Origin of the sequence: Thermodesulfobacterium thermophilum DSM 1276 (genome assembly GCF_000421605.1) — a bacterium.
GTDB classification, from domain to species: domain Bacteria; phylum Desulfobacterota; class Thermodesulfobacteria; order Thermodesulfobacteriales; family Thermodesulfobacteriaceae; genus Thermodesulfobacterium; species Thermodesulfobacterium thermophilum.
This window is the reverse complement of record NZ_ATXI01000006.1, coordinates 56865-77547: the sequence shown is the minus strand read 5'-3', so window position 1 is coordinate 77547 and position 20683 is coordinate 56865. Positions and strand designations below refer to the sequence as shown.

General features: G+C 42.3%; 11 protein-coding genes, 2 tRNA genes and 3 rRNA genes. 12 read left to right on the top strand and 4 right to left on the bottom strand.

What is annotated here, in order from left to right:
• The first annotated feature begins 8 nt into the window (after nt 1-8).
• Genes H529_RS0103915 through H529_RS0103905 form a run of 3 tightly spaced genes read left to right on the top strand, consistent with a single transcriptional unit; the run spans nt 9 to nt 1908 of the window.
• Entirely contained in the window at nt 9-1166 is a 1158-nt protein-coding gene (locus tag H529_RS0103915) for an LL-diaminopimelate aminotransferase (protein ID WP_022855243.1), read from the top strand.
• 17 nt (nt 1167-1183) lie between these two features.
• Nucleotides 1184-1669 carry a 2-amino-4-hydroxy-6-hydroxymethyldihydropteridine diphosphokinase gene (gene folK, locus H529_RS0103910; protein ID WP_022855242.1) on the top strand — a complete coding sequence of 162 codons (486 nt, stop codon included), beginning with the start codon at nt 1184-1186 and terminating at the stop codon, nt 1667-1669.
• Complete coding sequence (locus H529_RS0103905) at nt 1666-1908, top strand: YHS domain-containing protein (protein WP_022855241.1); 243 nt, start codon at nt 1666-1668, stop codon at nt 1906-1908. Before folK ends, H529_RS0103905 begins: the two co-directional genes overlap by 4 nt.
• Here the strand turns inward: H529_RS0103905 and H529_RS0103900 are convergent.
• Nucleotides 1905-2936, bottom strand: a complete 1032-nt coding sequence (locus H529_RS0103900) for a rod shape-determining protein (RefSeq protein WP_028843038.1) — start codon at nt 2934-2936, stop codon at nt 1905-1907. The genes H529_RS0103905 and H529_RS0103900 overlap by 4 nt on opposite strands.
• Before the next feature lie 105 nt (nt 2937-3041).
• Between H529_RS0103900 and H529_RS10045 the strand changes: the two genes are divergently transcribed.
• The 8 genes from H529_RS10045 (at nt 3042) to H529_RS10040 (ending at nt 14239) form a co-directional block, all read left to right on the top strand.
• A complete protein-coding gene (locus H529_RS10045) occupies nt 3042-5387 on the top strand; it encodes a DUF2344 domain-containing protein (protein WP_022855239.1) in 2346 nt (781 codons plus the stop codon).
• Nucleotides 5388-5405: 18 nt separating this feature from the next.
• Nucleotides 5406-6683: a GGDEF domain-containing response regulator gene (locus H529_RS0103890; protein WP_028843037.1), complete on the top strand. Its 1278-nt coding sequence runs from the start codon at nt 5406-5408 to the stop codon at nt 6681-6683.
• A gap of 452 nt (nt 6684-7135) precedes the next feature.
• A 16S ribosomal RNA gene (locus tag H529_RS0103885) occupies nt 7136-8709 on the top strand.
• An 81-nt stretch (nt 8710-8790) separates the two neighbouring features.
• Nucleotides 8791-8866: transfer RNA gene (locus tag H529_RS0103880), tRNA-Ile, on the top strand.
• 37 nt (nt 8867-8903) lie between these two features.
• Nucleotides 8904-8979: transfer RNA gene (locus tag H529_RS0103875), tRNA-Ala, on the top strand.
• Between the two features lie 80 nt (nt 8980-9059).
• Nucleotides 9060-12084, top strand: a 23S ribosomal RNA gene (locus tag H529_RS0103870).
• A gap of 60 nt (nt 12085-12144) precedes the next feature.
• Nucleotides 12145-12261: ribosomal RNA gene (gene rrf, locus H529_RS0103865) — 5S ribosomal RNA — on the top strand.
• Together the 16S, 23S and 5S rRNA genes with 2 tRNA genes alongside form the textbook arrangement of a ribosomal RNA operon.
• Nucleotides 12262-12349: 88 nt before the next feature.
• Nucleotides 12350-14239 (top strand): transglycosylase domain-containing protein, encoded by a 1890-nt coding sequence (locus tag H529_RS10040; protein ID WP_022855237.1) that lies wholly within the window; start codon nt 12350-12352, stop codon nt 14237-14239.
• On the opposite strand, the gene H529_RS10035 is transcribed toward H529_RS10040, so the two are convergent.
• The 3 genes from H529_RS10035 to rgy form a co-directional block, all read right to left on the bottom strand.
• Entirely contained in the window at nt 14225-14938 is a 714-nt protein-coding gene (locus H529_RS10035; RefSeq protein ID WP_022855236.1) for a CBS and ACT domain-containing protein, read from the bottom strand. The genes H529_RS10040 and H529_RS10035 overlap by 15 nt on opposite strands.
• An 18-nt stretch (nt 14939-14956) precedes the next feature.
• Nucleotides 14957-15862, bottom strand: a complete 906-nt coding sequence (gene ccsB, locus H529_RS0103845; RefSeq protein WP_022855235.1) for a c-type cytochrome biogenesis protein CcsB — start codon at nt 15860-15862, stop codon at nt 14957-14959.
• An 84-nt stretch (nt 15863-15946) separates the two neighbouring features.
• A complete protein-coding gene (gene rgy / locus H529_RS0103840) occupies nt 15947-19447 on the bottom strand; it encodes a reverse gyrase (protein ID WP_022855234.1) in 3501 nt (1166 codons plus the stop codon).
• Nucleotides 19448-19557: 110 nt separating this feature from the next.
• On the opposite strand from rgy, the gene H529_RS0103835 reads away from it, so the two are divergent.
• The gene (locus H529_RS0103835) at nt 19558-20676 is read left to right on the top strand and encodes a cysteine desulfurase family protein (protein WP_022855233.1); all 1119 of its coding nucleotides are present in this window, start codon (nt 19558-19560) and stop codon (nt 20674-20676) included.
• Nucleotides 20677-20683 lie beyond the last annotated feature (7 nt).

The window sequence follows — 20683 nt, the reverse complement described above, 5'->3', positions numbered from 1 at the left end:
GGTTTAAAATGGAACTTTCTAACAGACTAAAAAAAGTTCCTCCTTATCTTTTTGTGGAGATAGATCGCCTGAAATCAGAAAAGCTTAAAGAAGGGGCAGATGTGATAGACCTTGGTATAGGAGACCCTGACTTACCTACTCCAGCTGAAATCGTAGAGGTAGCCAAAAGAGCTTTGGAAAAACCAGAGCATCATAAATATCCCTCAAACGCAGGGGCATTTTTTTACCGTAAAGCCTGTGCAGATTACATGAAAAGACGTTTTGGGCTTGATTTTGACCCTGAAACCGAAGTAACCACCCTTATCGGGTCTAAAGAAGGTATAGCCCATTTCCCGATAGCCTTTGTAAATCCAGGTGATATAGTCCTCTGCCCAGATCCGGGGTATCCGGTTTATCACTTAGGGGCTATTTTTACCGACGGAGAACCTTTTTTTCTTCCTCTTACCTGGGAAAACGATTTCTTGCCAGATTTTACCAAAGTTCCTACACAGATCTTAGAAAGAACTAAAATTTTATGGTTAAACTACCCTAACAATCCTACCGGTGCCACGGCTTCTAAGGAGTTTTTCAAAGAGGTTATAGCCCTTGCTAAAAAATACAATTTTATCGTGGCTCATGACGCCGCTTATATAGAAATGTATTATGAAGAGCCTCCTATAAGCATTTTTGAAGTTGAAGGGGCTAAAGAGATAGCTATAGAATTCCACAGTTTATCTAAGACCTTTTGTATGACAGGTTGGAGGATAGGTTTTGCGGTAGGTAATGTCACCTTGGTTTCAGCTTTAGCTAAGGTAAAAAGTAACATAGATTCAGGAGCCTTTACAGCCATCCAGGAAGCAGGGGCTTATGCATTAAACAATCTTGAAAAAATAACTCCTTCTTTGATAAAAGTATTTAAGGAAAGAAGAGACTTTTTATGTGCAGAACTTGAACGCCTGGGATATCAGTTAAAAAAGCCTTCTGCTACCTTTTATCTTTGGGTAAAAGTTCCGGGAGGGATGGATTCAAGAGAGTTTTGTAAAAAGGTTTTACAGGATTTAGCAATAGTGGTAACCCCTGGTGTAGGTTTTGGTTCTGCTGGAGAAGGCTATTTTAGAGTAGCCCTTACAGTAGATATTCAGAAGTTAAAGGAGGCAGCAGAGCGGTTAGCTACCCTCAAGTTTTAAAAAAGGCGGTTCTTAGTTTGGGGTCAAATTTAGGTAACCGACGAGAAAATCTAAAACAAGCGATATTTTGTTTACAACAGATAGGGATAAAAATTAAGGCTATTTCAAATATTTACGAAACCTCACCATGGGGGTTTAAAACCCCCTTTTCTTTTTACAACCTGATCGCCTTAGTAGAAACCTCTTTATCCCCCTTTGCCCTTCTTTTTGAGGTCAAAAAGATCGAGGCCACTTTGGGAAAGATCCCCAAGGTCACCAAAAGAGATTACCAGGATCGTTTTATCGACATAGACCTTATCTTTTATGAAGACCTAAACTTAGAGACAAACGTTTTAACCCTTCCTCATCCTTTAGCACACTTAAGAGATTTTGTTATGGTACCAGCGGTTGAACTTGTTCCAGATTGGGTTCATCCTGTGTTAAGAAAAACTTTAGAAGATATTTTTGAAGAAAAAAGAAATCTTTTTGCAAAAAACGTAAAAAAGATAGGTGTACTACAATGAAACTTTTTTTGATATTAGTGTTAGTTTTGTTAGTCTATTATCTTTATTTTAAAAAACGGAAAAAGACTGTAAGTTTAAAGGATAAAAAAAAGGTGGCAGACTTGGTTTTTGACGAAGCCTGCCAGACCTACGTAAAAAAAGAAGAGGCCTTAAAGATAGAGATTCAAGGTAAAATCTATTATTTTTGCTCTAAAGCCTGTGCAGAAAAGTTTTTAGCTAAGACCAAGAACCTTTCTTAAGCCTGAATCATCACCTCTTTTAGCCTGTCTATCTCATCAAGGGCTTTGCCTGCTCCTAAGGCTACACAATGAAGAGGATTTTCTGCTATACTTACGTTAAGCCCGGTTTCTTTTTGAATAAGTTTGTCTAAGTTTTTAAGAAGAGCTCCCCCTCCGCTTAAAACAATTCCTCGGTCTACCATGTCAGCCGCTAACTCAGGAGGAGTATCTTCTAACACCTGTTTTATCACCTGGATTATCATGTCTACAGGTTCTTTGATAGCTTCTTGTATTTCCTTAGAGGTAATAGTTATGGTTTTGGGTATCCCTGTTACCAGATCCCTTCCTTTTATTTCCATCGTAGCATAAGGTTCTTCAGGTAAAACATCTCCTACGTTGATTTTTATCTGTTCTGCTGTAGCTTCTCCTATCAAAAGGTTATATTTCTTTTTGATATAACTTGCGATGGCTTCATCTATTTTGTCCCCTGCAACTTTAAGGGAATGGCTGACCACTATTCCTCCAAGGGAGATAACGGCTACCTCGGTTGTTCCTCCTCCGATGTCTACTATCATGTTAGCCACCGGTTCAGTCACCGGAAGTCCTGCCCCTATGGCTGCTGCCATGGGCTCTTCTATCAGATACACCTCTCTTGCCCCGGCGGTTTCTGCACTTTCTTTTACCGCCCTCCTTTCAACCTGGGTGGTCCCAGAAGGTACACTTATGATAATCCTTGGTTTTACAAAATATCCCCTGTTGTGCACCTTCTGAATAAAGTATCTGATCATCGCTTCTGTTACCTCAAAATCCGCTATAACCCCTTCTCTTAAAGGCCTTATAGCCTTAATGCTTCCAGGAGTTTTTCCCACCATCTTTTTAGCTTCTTCTCCTACAGCTATTACCTTTTTAAACCTTCCATCTTCTTTAACCGCTACTACAGAGGGTTCACTAAGGATGATCCCTCTGCCTTTTAGGTAGATAAGGGTGTTCGCAGTCCCTAAATCTATAGCCATATCTTTAGAAAACCAACTAAAAAATTTTGCTAACATCTCCTTTACCTCTTTAAATTTAGTTTTATAAATTTTAAAACTTTTTTTTAATTTTAAAAGTTTGTGGTAAGTTTTAAAAATAAACTTTAAATAGGAAAAGTGGAAATGACTGACTATCCTTATCAAATACTTATAAACATTAAAAGACCTTCTCGGTACTTAGGAGAAGAACCTTTTTTTAAAAAGAAAGACTGGGAAAATACAGTTCTAAAGGTTTGCTTTTGCTATCCAGACCTCTATGAAATAGGTCGTTCCCATTTAGGAATTAACATTTTAGCTTATCTGGTCAACCAGAAAGAACAATATTTAGCAGATTTAGGTTTTGCTGTAGCCCCTGACTTAGAAAATGCCTTAAAGACTAAAGGCTATCCTTTATTAAGTTGGAACTACCGAAAACCTCTCAGAGATTTTGACGTCATAGGAATAAGCTATGCTTATGAGCTTTCAGCTACCGGAATCTTACAGATATTAGACCTTGCCGGAGTTCCTTTAAAGGCTCAAGATAGAAAAAGAGATGCCCCTTTGGTTTTAGGGGGAGGTCCAAGTTGTGGGAATCCAGAGCCTGTAGCAGAGTTTTTTGATGCTTTTATCATAGGAGACGCAGAAGAGGCTATTTTTGAGGTGTTTGAGGTTTATAAAAACTGGAAAAATAGTAAAAAACCTCGTACCACCCTCTGGGAAGAATTAACCAAAATAGAGGGAGTTTATGTTCCTCTGATAAGAAACCAGGTGAAAAGAAGGATTTTAAAGGATTTAAACTTAGAAACCTTAAGTTGGGAGTTTGGTATCCCTGTAATCGAGCTTTCTCACGACCGAATCCCGATGGAAATTTCAAGAGGTTGTACCAGGGGATGTCGTTTTTGCGAGGCAAGTTTTTACTATCGCCCTGTAAGAGAAAAAGACCCGTTTTATGTGATAAACCAGATAAAGAAAAATTTTCTAACTACCGGGATTACAGAAGCCTCTTTAATGAGCCTTTCTGCTGGAGATTATACTGCACTTAAAACGTTGGTAAAAAAACTAAAAGAAGAGTTTTATCTAAACACACCTTGTAGAAAGTATTCATTTTCTCTTCCTTCTTTAAGGGTAGGTAGTATCGATGACGAACTGTTAGAGTTTATAAAACTTGGAAGAAAAACCGGCCTTACCTTTGCCCCAGAAGCAGGAACAGAAAGGCTGAGAAGGGTTATAAATAAAGATATAGATATTGCTCAGCTTACAGAAGACATAAAACTTGCCAAAAAACATGGTTGGACCAAGGTAAAACTTTATTTTATGATCGGCCTTCCTACAGAAAAAGAAGAAGATTTAGAAGGCATCTATCAGCTTTTTCGAACCCTTAGAAAAGAAGTCCCCCAAGTTAGTATAACTGTCTCAGTTTCAACGTTTATTCCTAAACCCCATACTCCATTTCAATGGGAAAGACAGATTTCCTTAGAAGAAACCTATGAGAAAATTAAATTTTTAAAAAGAAGGTTAGGGAAGAACCTTCGGTACCATCACCCTGAGCAAAGTTTTCTCGAGGGAGTGATTGCCAGAGGAGATAGAACCATAGGTTTGGTGATAGAAAGAGCCTATCAGAAAGGGGCAAGGTTTGATAGCTGGAAAGACTTTTTTAACTTAAGTCTTTGGATTGAGGCTGCTAAAGAGGTTGGGGTTGACCTAAACACCTACCTAAGAGAAAGGTCTTTAGAAGAAATTCTCCCATGGGAGCATATAGACCTAAGAATTTCTAAGGAGTTTTTAATAAAAGAAAGAACTAAGGCTTACCAAGGTGAAATTACTAAAGATTGTAGGTTTGATCGATGCAGTAAGTGCGGGGTTTGTAATAAAGAAATTACAAATTTATTGAGTAAAAAAGACCTCGAAGATTTAGATTTAGATGTGGAGAGCAGACTTCCCTCTACATCTAAAGAGCTTAAAGAATGTTGGTATGAGATTTATTATACCAAAAAAGATAAGGCTGTTTTTCTTTCTCAGCTTGAGGTGATAAGGCTCTTTGTGTTGGTCTTAAACAAACTTGGATTTCCCTTGGTTTATACCTCAGGTTTTCACCCACATCCTAAAATAGTCGTGGAGGATGCCCTACCTATAGGTGTTTTTGCTGAGAGGGAAACCATCGGTTTAGCCATGTATGAGCCAGGTCTTTCTCCCAAATTGCAAGGATTAGAGTTTTACCCAGGTCTCCGTATCGTTAAAGTAGTAGAAGGACAAGAAAAACCAAGTTTAAAAAGAGAGGAAAAAGTCTACAAAATCGAACCTTTAACAGAAAAAGAACTCTGGTTAAATAGGTTTGCTACTCTTAACTTTCCAGAAGGCACAGAGATGGAAATAAAAAAACAAGAAGTTTGGGTTAGAGTTTATATCCCTAACTTTTCTTTGTTAAAATTTTTAAGACAAACTTTCGAACTTGACAACCCCCTTTCGTTGTTTAAAATTGTTAAATATTAATAATAAAAAACTTATACGATGCAAGATACGTTGCCTTGTCAAAAGAACAAGATCCTTTTAGTAGATGATGATAGGATTATATTAAAGGCTGTCTCCAAGCTTATTTCTCAAAGGCTTTCTCTACCGGTAATTACTGCAGAAAACCTATCAGAGACCCAAAAATGCTTGAAAAAGGAAAGGCAAAACATCGGGCTTGCGGTGTGTGATTACCATCTCCCAGATGCAGAAAAAGGGGAGGCTATCGATTTTTTGTTGTCTCATAAGGTCCCTACGATAGTTTTAACCGCTTCATATGAAGAAAACTTAAGAGAAGCTATTCTGGATAAAGGGGTAGTAGACTATTTAGTAAAAGGAACACCAAACGTTACCGAACAATTGATCCTTATTATAAAAAGGGCTTTTAAAAATTCTCAGACTAAAGTTTTAGTGGTAGAAGACATGCCTGTTGATAGAAAGATTATCTCAAACATTTTAAAAAATATGCTTTTTCAGGTTGTAGAAGCCTCAAGCCTTAGGGAAGCTCAAAAAATACTTAAAGAAGACCCTCAAATTAAACTGTTGATACTTGATTATTATTTTCCTGAAGAAGATACCTTGGAGTTTCTTTATGAGATTAGGAGGATTTATTCCAAAAGTGCGTTAGGGATTATCGTCGTTTCAGGCATAGTAAAAACCAAGATGATACCTGTTTTACTAAAGGCAGGAGCCAATGATTTTTTGAGAAAACCTTTTAGTCAAGAAGAATTTATGGTAAGAGTTCACAACACCTTGGACCTCATAGAGTTAATACAAGAACTTGAGTTTTTAGCCTATCATGACCCGCTTACAGGGCTTTATAACAGACGATATTTTATGGAAGAAGCCCCTAAATTTCTAAGTATAGCCAAAAGAAAAAACTTAAACCTGGCTTGTTTGTTGATAGACATAGACAACTTTAAACAAATCAACGATACTTACGGTCATGAAGTAGGAGATTTAGTATTAAAAGATTTGGCTGAAAAACTAAAAGAAACCTTTAGAAGAGAAGAAGACATAGTAGCCAGGTTTGGCGGGGAAGAATTCGTAGCCTTGATCCTTTATTCAGATAAAAGAGCTTTTTTAGATTTTATAGAGTATTTCAGGAAAAAAATTGCCTCAACTCCTTTAAATCTACAGGGTCAAAACATCAGTTATACCATTTCTATCGGAGGGGCACTTGAGCTTAAAAGCAGTTTAAGAGAGATGCTTATCATCGCAGACAACAATCTTTATAAAGCTAAAAAACAAGGTAAAAATTGTGTAGTTGTCGAATCTTGAAGCCATGTAATTTAAAAATATAAATTTTTTGAATAAGGGGTTGACAACCCAAAAAATTAGGGTATTCTTTTTATCAAGCTTAAGGTTGTTCTTTGTTAAAAGAGATAAGAAAAAATTGAAAATAAAAATTTAAAAAGCCTCTTGACAATTTACAGGGCTGTGTTAAATTTAACTCTTGTGCTAAGTTGTTCTTTGTTAAAGGTTAAGGGCAGAAGTTGTTGTTTGGGAGGCTCTTAGGCCTCTTGACAAAAAGACAGGTAGTGATATAATAAGCTTTGTCTTTTAAAAATTTCTTTTTTAAAGCTCTTGACAAATTTAAAAGCTGTTTTATTTTTTAATTAGAAGTGTTCTTTGAAAATTGAATAGCGTTCGCAAGGGCTCCGCAATTCCTTTTTAAATTAGATTGAAGATTGCGGCCAGCCTGTTGGTTAACAGGTAGGTCAGGACAAATTTTCCCTGAGGGTTTGATCCTGGCTCAGGGCGAACGCTAGCGGCGCGCCTAACCCATGCAAGTCGAGCGGGAAAGGGCTTCGGCCCTAGTACCGCGGCAGACGAGTGAGTAACACGTGAGTAACCTGTCCTCGGGTCTGGGATAACTACCCGAAAGGGTAGACAATACCGGATAAAGTCACCGGACGCAAGTTCGGTGATGAAAGGGGGCCTCTGCATAGCAAGCTCCTGCCTGAGGAGGGGCTCGCGGCCCATCAGCTAGTTGGTGAGGTAACGGCTCACCAAGGCTACGACGGGTAGCCGGCCTGAGAGGGTGGTCGGCCACGCGGGCACTGAGACACGGGCCCGACTCCTACGGGAGGCAGCAGGGGGGAATCTTGGGCAATGGGCGAAAGCCTGACCCAGCGACGCCGCGTGGGGGAAGAAGGCCTTCGGGTCGTAAACCCCTGTTCTGGAGGAAGAACTTCAGATAGGTGAACAGCCTATCTGAACTGACGGTACTCCAGGAGAAAGCCACGGCTAACTGCGTGCCAGCAGCCGCGGTAATACGCAGGTGGCGAGCGTTGCCCGGAATCACTGGGCGTAAAGGGTGCGTAGGCGGCCGGATAAGTCATAGGTTAAAGCCCGGAGCTCAACTCCGGAAAAGCCTATGATACTGTCTGGCTTGAGGGCCGGAGAGGCTGGCGGAATTCCCGGTGTAGGGGTGAAATCCGTAGATATCGGGAGGAACACCGGTGGGGAAGCCTGCCAGCTGGACGGATCCTGACGCTGAGGCACGAAAGCGTGGGGAGCAAACCGGATTAGATACCCGGGTAGTCCACGCCGTAAACGATGGGCGCTAGGTGTGGGGGTTAAAACCTCTGTGCCGTAGCTAACGCGTTAAGCGCCCCGCCTGGGGAGTACGGCCGCAAGGCTGAAACTCAAAGGAATTGACGGGGGCCCGCACAAGCGGTGGAGCACGTGGTTTAATTCGATGCAAAGCGAAGAACCTTACCTGGGTTTGACATGCTAGGGTTGTACCCTGGTGGAAACATCGGGGGAGCGTAGGGTTTATCTCTACGCGCTCTAGCACAGGTGCTGCATGGCTGTCGTCAGCTCGTGTCGTGAGATGTTGGGTTAAGTCCCGCAACGAGCGCAACCCCTGCCCTTAGTTGCCATCGGTTCGGCCGGGCACTCTAAGGGGACTGCCGGGGATAACCCGGAGGAAGGAGGGGATGACGTCAAGTCCTCATGGCCCTTATGCCCAGGGCTACACACGTGCTACAATGGGGGGTACAGAGGGTTGCGAACCCGCAAGGGGGAGCTAATCCCAGAAAGCCCTCCTCAGTTCGGATCGGGGTCTGCAACTCGACCCCGTGAAGCCGGAATCGCTAGTAATGGCGGATCAGCATGCCGCCGTGAATGCGTTCCCGGGCCTTGTACACACCGCCCGTCACACCACGGAAGCTGGCTCCACCCGAAGTCGTTACCCTAACCGGGCTTTGCCTGGAGGGGGGCGCCTACGGTGGGGCTGGTGACTGGGGTGAAGTCGTAACAAGGTACCCCTACCGGAAGGTGGGGGTGGATCACCTCCTTTCTAAGGAGAATTAAGGAGTGCCTTGCGGACGCTATTCTATATAAATTTTAGATCTTTGAAAAAGTTTGGTGAGCGGATTGCGGGCCTATAGCTCAGCTCAGGTTAGAGCGCACGCCTGATAAGCGTGAGGTCGGAGGTTCGAATCCTCCTAGGCCCATTCTCTTGGTTAGAGGATGGGTTTAGGAGGAAGGCGTGGGGGTGTAGCTCAGTTGGGAGAGCGCCGGCTTTGCAAGCCGGAGGTCGACGGTTCGAATCCGTTCACCTCCACCACTTACTGACAAGTGGTGGAAAGATTAGATCTTTGACAAGTGAATATGGGTATCCTTTGGCATCTTTAAGCTGGTTCCTGTAGTCAAGCTACTAAGGGCTAGCGGTGGATGCCTCGGGTGCGGGAGGCGATGAAGGGCGTGGTAAGCTGCGATAAGCCCCGGGGAGCCGCAAACAGGCGTTGATCCGGGGATGCCCGAATGGGGAAACCCGGCTGGGGTAATACCCAGTCATCCATGGGTTAAGAGCCTATGGAGGCGACACCGGGGGAAGTGAAACATCTCAGTACCCCGAGGAAAAGAAATCAACCGAGATTCCCTGAGTAGCGGCGAGCGAAAGGGGAGGAGCCTAAACCAGGCAGGTGTAAAAGCTCGTGGGCGTTGCCTGTCTGGGGTCGTGGGACTACACCGGAGAGAGCCACGACTCTCTCGGGGAGTTACAAAACTACCTTCTTAGCCGAAGGCGCCTGGAATGGCCCGCCATAGAGGGTGAAAGCCCCGTAGGCGAAAAGAAGGTAGTCTCCCTGGGTGTAGATCCCGAGTAGCACGGGACACGTGGAATCCCGTGTGAATCAGGGGGGACCACCCTCCAAGGCTAAATACTACCCGCACACCGATAGTGCACTAGTACCGTGAGGGAAAGGTGAAAAGAACCCCGGGAGGGGAGTGAAATAGAACCTGAAACCGCTAGCCTACAAGCAGTCGGAGGGAAGGGCAATCCTTCCTGACGGCGTGCCTTTTGCATAATGAGCCCGGGAGTTGTCGTCAGTGGCGAGGCTAAGCCGTTGAGGCGGAGCCGGAGCGAAAGCGAGTCCGAATAGGGCGTTAAGTCGCTGGCGGCAGACCCGAATCGGGACGATCTACCCATGGCCAGGGTGAAGGTGGGCTAATCCCCACTGGAGGCCCGAACCGGTGGAGGGTTAAAACTCCTCGGATGAGCTGTGGGTAGGAGTGAAAAGCTAATCGAGTCCCGTGATAGCTGGTTCTCCCCGAAATGCATTGAGGTGCAGCCTCGAGTGGTCGCTGCCGGGGGTAGAGCACTGTTTGGGCTAGGGGGCTTACCAGCCTACCAAACCCAGGCAAACTCCGAATACCGGCAAGTGCAGCTCGGGAGTGAGTCTTAGGGCGCTAACGTCCTAGGACGAGAGGGCAAGAACCCAGACCGCCAGCTAAGGCCCCTAAGTCCTGGCTAAGTGGGAAAGGATGTGCCTCTGCTTTGACACCCAGGATGTTGGCTTAGAAGCAGCCATCATTTAAAGAGTGCGTAACAGCTCACTGGGCGAGCGGGGGTGCGCCGAAAATTACTCGGGGCTTAAGCCAGGCGCCGAAGCTGCGGGCTGAAAGACTTTGCGTCTTTCAGCGGTAGGGGAGCACTCCAGTTGCCGATGAAGGTAGCTCGTAAGGGCTGCTGGAGGTTCTGGAGGAGAGAATCCGGGCACGAGTAGCGATAAGGAGGGTGAGAATCCCTCCCGCCGTAAGCCCAAGGTTTCCTGGGGAAGGGTCGTCCGCCCAGGGTTAGCCGGCCCCTAACCTGAGGCCGAAAGGCGTAGGGGATGGGAAGAGGGGTTAATATTCCCCCGCCACCAGGGTGGAGGTCAAGGGGTGACGCAGAAGGGAAGGGCTCCGGGGCTGTATGGTTGGCCCTCCAAACCTTTAGCCCGATGATGGACCGAGGTAAATCCCGGTCCGGAGGGTGAGGGGGAGTAAGTAACCGAGAGCTACGGCTCTCGGGAAGGAGCTCGGACCACGCTGCCAAGAAATAACCTCGTGGCCGTTGAAGCTCTGGTGACCGTACCGCAAACCGACACAGGTGGGCGGGCAGTAATCTGCCAAGGCGCGTGGGGCAACCCTGGCTAAGGAACTCGGCAAATTGGCCCCGTAACTTCGGGAGAAGGGGTGCCCGCGTTAGGTGTAGATCCTTGCGGTCGAAGCCGAGGCGGGTTGCAGGGAAACGGCGGTGGCGACTGTTTACCAAAAACACAGGGCTCTGCTAACTCGTAAGAGGACGTATAGGGCCCGACGCCTGCCCGGTGCTGGAAGGTGAAGGGGTGGGGTTAGCGGAAATTAATTCCGCGAAGCTCTGCCCTTAAGCCCCAGTAAACGGCGGCCGTAACTATAACGGTCCTAAGGTAGCGAAATTCCTTGTCGGGTAAGTTCCGACCTGCATGAATGGCGTAACGACTGCCGCGCTGTCTCGGCCAGGGGCCCAGCGAAACTGTAGTCTCGGCGAAGATGCCGAGTACCCGCGGTGGGACGGAAAGACCCCGTGGAGCTTTACTGCAGCTTGGCATTGAACCTTGGGGTAGGATGTGCAGGATAGGTGGGAGGCTGTGAAGCAGGGGCGCCAGTCCCTGTGGAGCCACCGGTGAGATACCACCCTTCCTGCCTCAGGGTTCTAACCTGCGGAAGAAAGCCTTCCGAGGGACAGTGCCTGGCGGGCAGTTTGACTGGGGCGGTCGCCTCCTAAAGAGTAACGGAGGCGCCCAAAGGTCCCCTCAGGTGGTATAGAAATCCACCGTTGAGTGTAAGGGCATAAGGGGGCTTGACTGCGAGGCCGATAGGCCGAGCAGGGGGGAAACCCGGGCCTAGTGACCCGGCGGTCCTGAGTGGAAGGGCCGTCGATCATCGGATAAAAGTTACCCCGGGGATAACAGGCTGATCGCTCCCAAGAGTTCATATCGACGGAGCGGTTTGGCACCTCGATGTCGGCTCATCCCATCCTGGGGCTGGAGCAGGTCCCAAGGGTCGGGCTGTTCGCCCGTTAAAGGGGTACGTGAGCTGGGTTCAGAACGTCGTGAGACAGTTCGGTCCCTATCCACCGCGGGCGTAGGAGGCTTGAGGGGATCCGCCCCTAGTACGAGAGGACCGGGGTGGACGCACCTCTGGTGTCCCGGTTGTTCCACCAGGAGCACAGCCGGGTAGCCATGTGCGGAAGGGATAACCGCTGAAAGCATCTAAGCGGGAAGCCCACCCCAAGATTAGGCCTCCCGTGGGTGGGGCAACCCACCCCCTGAAGGGCCCAGGGAGAACACCTGGTTGATAGGCCAGAGGTGGAAGCCCAGCAATGGGTGGAGCCTACTGGTACTAATCGCCCGTGCGGCTTGACTGCAGTACCAGCTTAAAAGTTCCAAAGGATACCCTATTCACTTGTTAAAAATATTAGAATTTCCCGGGTGCCTATACCGGAGGGGCCACACCCGTTCCCATTCCGAACACGGAAGTTAAGCCCTCCAGGGCCGATGGTACTGGGGAGTTACCTCCCTGGGAGAGTAGGTCGGTGCCCGGGATTTTTTTTTTATTTTTATACCTATATTTCATCTTTAAAAATCTTTAAAAAGTTCTCAAAATCAAAAATCAAGGTATAATAAATTTTTATGAATTCTGTCTTTAAGTTGACAGGTATTTTGGTTTTATCGATCTTTCTTTCCTTCTCTATATTTTTAGCTGTTGGTTTTATTTATCTTAAGGTTAGTCTTCCAAGTATTTCTAAACTTAAAAACTACAAACCAGAACAAACAAATTTAGTATATGATATTCACGGAAATCTGGTAGGTTTTATCGGTCCAGTAAGGCGTGTTTTTGTACCTATAGATAAAATCCCTCCTCATGTAATCCAAGCTTTTTTAGCTGCAGAAGATGCTAATTTCTATAAACATAAAGGGATAGATTTTTGGAGTTTATTAAGGGCACTTTACAAAAATATCGTTCATGGTAAGGTAGTCCAAGGCGGTAGTACCATTACTCAACAGGTAGTTAAGTCCCTTGTTCTTTCTCCTGAAAGGACGCTTAGAAGAAAAATCAAAGAGATGTTTTTGGCCTGGCAAATTGAAAAGCATCTAACCAAAGATCAGATTCTAACCATATATTTGAATCATATTTACTTAGGGGGAGGGGCTTATGGAGTAGAAGCTGCTGCCCTTACTTATTTTAACAAACATGTCTGGGAGTTAGACTTAAACGAGGCAGCGGTTTTGGCAGGTTTACCGGCAGCCCCTTCTAAATATAATCCCCTTCAAAATTATAATCTTTCTATAGCTAGAAGAAACTATGTGCTTAAAAGAATGGCAGAGGTAGGTTTTATTTCTCCTGAAAAAGCTCAGGCTATTTCATCTCAACCTATACATTTAAACCCTAAAAATGTTAACATTCCTGTTTATGCAGCCTACTTCTTAGACGTGGTAAAAGAAGAACTTAAAAAATTATTCCCATCGGAGGTTTTAGATAAGGGTGGGCTGATAGTCTATACCACCCTTGATTTAGAATGGGAAAAGAAGGCATATAAAAACCTTATGAACACTCTTAGTCGTATGTTTACGAACAGAGAACCTCCAGAGATAGCAGTAGTTTGTATGGAAAACAAAAACGGAGGAGTAAGGGTTCTTATCGGAGGAAGAAACTATTTGGCTTCTCCTTATAATAGAGCTATTCTAGCTAAAAGACAACCTGGGTCTGCGTTTAAGCCTTTTATCTGGGCTAAGGCTATTGAAGATGGAGTAGTCTCTCCAGAGGATTTAATTCCAGATGAACCTATAACTCTTCCTGGAGGCGACCAGGGCAAAGATTGGTCACCTGGAAATTATGATGGGCAGTATTTAGGTCCTATAAGCTTAAGGGATGCCTTAGCCAAGTCAAGAAACGTAGTAGCAGTAAGGCTTGCTTTGATGTTAGGAAGAGAAAAGATTTATGATATGGTCCAGAAGTTAGAACTTAACATCCCTAAAGATTTTAATTATAGTATAGCCCTTGGTTCTTATGAATTAACTCCGATAGAGCTCACAAGGAGCTTTACCATTTTCCCTAACTTAGGTCGTATGGTAAAACCTAAGTTTATAGAAGAAGTGAGAGATAGTTTGTTTGCTAAAACCCCTATTTACAAGACTGATGTGGTAACTAAACCGGTAATTTCTCCTTACACTGCTTCTATAATGAATGATTTCCTACAGGCAGTAGTTCTTTATGGAACAGGAACTTGTGCCAGGGGATTGGGTGTGCCGGTAGCTGGAAAAACCGGTACTACCCAGGAATATAGAGATGCTTGGTTTGTGGGGTTTACACCTACCTATACTTGTGGTGTTTGGGTTGGTTATGATTCAGGTAAGACGTTAGAAAGAGGGGAAACAGGAGGAAGGGTTGCTTGTCCTGTTTGGTTAAGCGTAATGAAAGGAACCAGTCATAAACCTCAAGGGTTCTTTGTATATATAGAGCCCCAGAATCAAGAAAATTTAGAAAATCAAGAAAATTTAGAAAATTTAGAAAATCAATAGTTCTTTTTCTTCTTTCAGTTTTTTGGGTATATCTTTTATATCATCCTTTTTAAACTCAGCTATTTCAAACTTAGCCCCAAGTTTTTCTAAAGCTTCCTTTATTTTAGCCTCTTCAACCGCTTGGAAACGAATAAAAACTCTTTTTTTACAGGTATCATCTATACAAAGTTCGTCTCTCCAGCAAAAAATGGTATAAATATTTATTTGTAAATTCTTAAAAATTTCTAAAATCTCAGGAAGTTGACAGGGTGAGCTTACATAAAGGGCTACATGATAAGGACTGAAATAAGCCCCAGTTAGTTGAACAAAAAGTTTAAAAATGTCTGTTTGAGTGATAATCCCTATAACATAATTATTTTCATTAACTACCGGAAGTCCAGAGATTTTGTTTTCAAGCATAAGGACAGAAGCTTTTTCTATGGTATCTTCTGGAGATACGGTGATAGGGTCTGGGGTCATGATGTCTTTTACTTTTAGGCTTAAAAAAAGGTCATATAGTTCCTTTAGGTCAACCCCTGCAAATTGAGGTGGGGTGGCTTCTTTTATGTCTGTTTGGGTAACAATTCCTACCAGTTTTCCTCCTCTGGTTATGGGAATCCTTCGTATTTGGTGTTCCTTTAAAAGTTGAATAGCCCTGGTTATAGGTTCCTCTTCTTCTAAAGTAATCACATGTTCAGTCATCCATTTTTTTACTAACATCTTAAATCCCCTCCAGTTTTATGAGCCTGGAGTTGCATAGCTATGTAATCCTGATAATAAAAAGTTTACTCCAAAATAAGTAAAAAGTACAGAGGCAAACCCAATGATGTTCAGCCAGGCAAGTTTTTTTCCACCCCAATCTTTAGAACCTTTTATTAAACGAAGATGGATGGCTCCGCCATAGATAAGCCAGGTGATAAAAGACCAGGTTTCCTTAGGGTCCCAGCTCCAGTAGCTTCCCCAAGCTTGCTCCGCCCAAACAGATCCGGTGATAATACCTAAGGAAAGCCAAAAGAAACCAAAAAGCATCAGTCTATATATAAAATGTTCTAAAGAAACTTGCAAAGAGGCTGAGAGAGTTTTATTAGCTCCGATGAGATAAAACAGGCTTAGACCAAAGGTAACGGCAAAAGCCCCATATCCCAAAAAACAGGTAACTACATGGGCTATCAACCAATTACTTTTTAGGGCTGGGAGAAGTGGCTTGATTTCAGCAGGAGCTTTAAGAGAGGCATAGGCCATGATAAAAGCAGTCAAAGTAAAGGTAATGCTTCCTAAGGCTTTAGAAGGAAATTTAAACTCCATAACAAGATAAATTAATGCAATACATAGTCCAAAAAAGACCAAAGATTCATAAAGGTTGGAAAGAGGAACGTAGCCAAAGCCAGCTTGATGGGTTTGATACCATCTAATAAAAAAAGCCGCGAGGTTTAAAAACAACCCAGCCCAACCAATGGTAGAACCTACAAATCCTCCCCAATCCCACTTAAAAACCCAATGTATAAAATAAATTAAAGCCGCAACAAAATAGACAAAAGTGGCTAAACTAAAAACTAAACTGTTTTCTGGAAGTAAAGTTCGGAAAATAGCTATATACAAGATTATGGCTAACAAAAAACCAAAAATAACATTTTTAAATCTCATCAAGCTCCTCCCGGAAAGCTATAGTTTAAAAAAAGTATACTTAAAAAAACAAAAAAAACAACAACCTAATAACATTTTTAAATTTTACAAGATGATGTTCAATTCTTTTAGAAGAGGCAAAAGGGTATAACAAATTTCTACCCAATCTTTTTTACCTTCTTCTACCTCGTCCATAAAGGCTTCAAGTTTTCTGGTAAACTCTTCAGATACATAGTTTTCAAACCTTGACCTTAGATATTCGTATACCTGTTTTCCTAAGGCTGTAGGAACAAGTCCTCCGTTTTTCAGTTCATAAACATAATATTTATTAAGAAGGGTAGAAACGATTTCTGCATAAGTAGATGGTCTACCTAAACCTCTTTTTTTCATCTCCTGTATCAGAGATCCCTGATTAAAAAGAAAAGCTTTAGGTATTTTTTGTAACTTAATGTTGTCTATGGTAAAAGAAGAGGAAACAGGAAAGAGATGGGGCTTGGTCCAAACTAAATCATAACCGTTTGATAGTATGGCTACTATCACCTCTTCTTCCCAGGTTAAAGAGGAAAGAACTACCTTAAGGTTCTTTTTTAAGACCTTGGTTTTTCTCATCTGACTTGCTATAAATCTTCTAAAAATAAGATCGTAAAGTCTGAAACTATCCCTATATTTTTTAAAAGAAATCAACCCGTGAGCTACCCTTAGTTTTAGCTCTTCTACATCCCAGGGACGGGTAGGCCTTATACCTTCATGGGCTCCTTCACTAAACCATTCTCTCGGATAGAATAACTCTTCTCCAAAATGTTCTGAGATATAAGGTTTAGCTACCTGAAACCGTCCTACGTCTGAAATTCGAGTTGAATCTGTTCGATGATAGGTGATTAAACCGAGTTCAAAGAGTTCTTGCAAAAGAGACATGGTATAGGAGGTAGAAAACCTGAAGAAATTATAGGCTTCTTCCAGTATGGTGTCTGTGGTATAAGGAGGAGGTGGAGAAAGTTCATCTTCTTTTTGGCCTTCTAAGGTAATTTTAGCCTGAGGTAGGTGTTGTTCTAATTTCTCTGCAATTTCTTTTTCTTCTACCTCGATAAAAAGGGGATATTCATTTATCGTAAAGTTTATTCGATATTTGTGTTGCTTACTTAGTTTTTCTCTTTCTATTACCCATCCTAAAACCGGGGTTTGCACCCTACCTGCTGAGAGATAGTTTTTGTGGAAAACTTTCCATAATTCCTGAGAAAGAGAAAACCCTACCCAACGATCTGCCACCCTTCTGGCTAACTGGGCTTTAACCCGAGGAAGGTTTATTTCTTGAGGATTTTCAAAGGCTTTTTTGAGGGCCCTTGACGTAACCTCGTGAAACTCAAGTCTTTTTATGTTTTTTTGAAAGGGTTTCAGGTTAATGTAAAGGTCATAGGCAATCTTTTCTCCCTCTGAGTCAGGGTCTGAGGCAATAAAGGTTTGATCTGCACAAAAACTAAGGATTCTAAGTCCATCTATGATATCAGCTTTGTCAAAGATGTTTTCTTTATCCTTTATCTCCTCTTCATCCACATATTGTTCTCCTTTTTCTCTGTCTAATTTTATGGTGTTAAACACAGGATAAAAATTTCCGTTATCCTTTAAAACCCCAAATATGCCCTTTTTTCTGGAAAGGTTATAAAGATGTCCTAAAGAAGCACATACAGAAAGTAGGGTGTTTTCCATAGGTATTTCATAAACCCATAGGTTGGTGTACCTTCTAACCGAGGGTTTTCCAAAGAAGCTAGCTATGGTTTTGGCTTTATGAGGGGATTCTACGATAAGAAGGTAGTTCTTAAAATCTATCTTTTCAGCTGAAATTTTTTCTCTTTCTTGTTTTATGCGGGTATCAAGCTCGATTATTTTTTCAAAGGTCACCTCATTTAACTCCACCTCATCACCTAAATAGAACTTTAGCCTTTTTTTAAGGCTGTTTAAAGCTTTAAAGCTGTCTACCAAGATAACTGAAAGACCTGGCATAAGACCCTTAGTAGTAAGCCTTGAAACCCTTCCTGAAGCCTGGAGGTAAGAAGAAGCGTTTCCTACGATAAGATGATAATTTCCGTTTTCATCCCGTTCTAAAAAGACTTCTTCGTTTGTTTTAAGTTTTTCTATAAACTCGGGGTTTTTGAGCCGTTCTTCTATAAATTCCTTGATCGATAATACCTTTTTATACAACCCTTCATACTTAGGGAGGTCTTCTTCTCTTAAGGTTAAAAATCTTCTAAGGTAGTTTACATGTGATAAGGCGGTTATCCGTTCGTCGTCTTTAAAAAGAGGCATAAGAGATAAAAGCAAACTGTACAAAAATTGGGGGGCGAAAGAGAGGGAAAAACTTTCTTCGTTTTTAGTAAGGGGGAAAACGTGCTTAGGTACCCCTAAAAAGATTGCGTATCTCAAAATCTCAGGCAAATCCAATCCTCTGACCAGAGGGTTGCCAAGATGACATAACCCTACTGCAACCTCTACCTCTCCTTGTTTTAACTTATTTAAAAGGTCTTCTTCACTGACCTCCAAGTAAGAAATCGCTTTTACACCGTTTTCTCTGAGCTGTTCTGTAAACTTCTCTACGTAAGTCCTTCCATAAGATTCTTCTACAAAAACAAGCCCTCCTTTACCTAAGGCTTTTATCAATTTTACCGCTTCTTCAGAAAGTCTTTGTATATCTCTTGGTTCTCCGACGTCAAGATAGGTGTCGATTACCTTTCTTAGGGTGGAGACAAAACGTGTTATTTCAAACCCAAGCAAGTTTTGAAAAAGAAGGACTCGGTTGGTTCTTGGTTTTAATGTAGCAGAGGAGATGATGAGCTGTTTTTGAGTACTTCGATGGTTTTTTTTGATTTTTAAAAGCTCAGAATAGTCTTCCTCGGTTTTATCTCTCTTTAAAGCCAGCTTTATCTCTTCTTCAGAGAACCCCAGTAATAAAAACAAGTTGTCTACGTTTTTACTGCTTTTTAAAAAAGAATCTACGTCATCGACGAAGATAAGAGAAAAGTCTAAAGATTTAAGGATTTCAAAGTTTTTATGCATAAAGGCGGAAGTACAGATAAACACATCAAAATTCTGTTTTTCTAAGATTTCTTTTTCTTTTTTTTGCCCGGTATAGGCTAGAATTCTTTTTTTCTTTAAAGCGAGGGAGGAGGTTCTATCTATAAAGTCGTTTAGCTTGGTTTCTATCTGATTGACCAGCATTTTGGTAGGTACGATAATAAGGGCTTTTTTGGGGGTAAGAAGAGCACTAATAAGACCAAAGGTTGATTTTCCAGTTCCTGTAGGGGCGATGATAGCAAAAGATTCCCCTAAAAATAACCTCTTAGCCCAGTTTATCTGTAAAGAAGAAGGTTTAGCCCCGATGATTTCTTTAAACAACTTACTAAAATTAGAAACTTGTTTTTCTACTTCTCCAAAGATCTTTAACTGTTTTAAAGTTTTTTCTTTCTCTAAAATTTCACAAATCTTTAAGATCGAGGGATTTGAAGGTATTTTTCCTTCGGGAAGACAGTTTTCACAAGGAATTCCTTTACCAAGTCTTTCATCTGAGACTATCCCTTTACAGTTAGGGCACCCATTTTCCAAAAAATAAAGCATTTTTCACCTCTTAAAATTTTTCTCTTAAACTGCTATTTACTAAAAACACACGGAACAAGGGTAGGTTTGTTTTGGTTGTAATCCTTATAAAATAGTTTAAACTAAATTTTATGCAATACTCAAAAGAGATATATTTAGATTATAACGCTACTACTCCAGTTTTGCCAGAAGTTTTAGATGCGTTTAACATCTATTCTTCAGAAGAGTTCGCTAACCCAAGTTCTGCTCATGTATTAGGTAAAAGGGTTAAGTTAGCCCTTGAAAAATTTAGAGAAGAGGTAGCAAGCCTCTTAAATGTCTCCTCTGAAGAAATAATTTTTACCTCAGGAGGCACAGAGTCTAACCATCTCGCTTTGTTAGGAGTAGCCCTTGCAAAAGGAAAGGGTCATATTTTGGTGAGTTCCTTTGAGCATCCTTCGGTGTTAAATCCAGCAGTAAGGCTGTTAGAAATGGGATTTGAGGTAGATTTTTTGCCTGTGAATCCCCAAGGTTATGTAGACCCTGAAGAAGTTCAAAAAAGAATTAAGAAAAATACCTTTTTAGTTTCTGTGATGTTAGCCAACAATGAAATAGGTACCATCCAACCGGTTGAAGAAATTGCTAAGATTTGTCAAGAAAGGGAAATAATATTTCATACCGATGCCTGTCAAGCTGTAGGTAAGATACCGGTAGATGTTAAAAAAATAGGGTGTGATCTTCTATCCTTTGCAGGTCACAAGATGTATGCACCTAAGGGAATAGGAGGGTTGTTTATAAAAAAGGGAGTTTTTCTATCCCCTCTCTTTTTAGGGGGAGGACAAGAAAAAGGGATAAGACCTGGGACAGAACCGGTAGGACTTATAGCTGCTCTTGCAAAAGCAGCAGAGATAGCTAAAAAAGACGTAAGTTTTGAGGCAGAAAGACTTATCTACTTAAGAGAAACCCTTTATGAGGGTCTTAAAGAGGTTTATCCAAAAATTTACCGCTACGGGATTCCTGAGAAAACTCTTCCCAATACCTTAACTGTTTCTTTCGTAGGTAAAATAGGGAGTAAAATCTTGGAAGACCTCCCAGAGGTGTGTGCTTCTACCGGGTCTGCCTGCCATGACCGAAAAGGTTCAAATACTTTGATTGCTTTAAAAGTGCCTGAAGAAATAGCTCAAGGCACCATCCGGTTTTCCTTAGGTAGATATACTAACCTCGAAGACATAGAAAGGGTTATAAAAATTGTTCAGGATTATTTAGGTTAAAAAATCG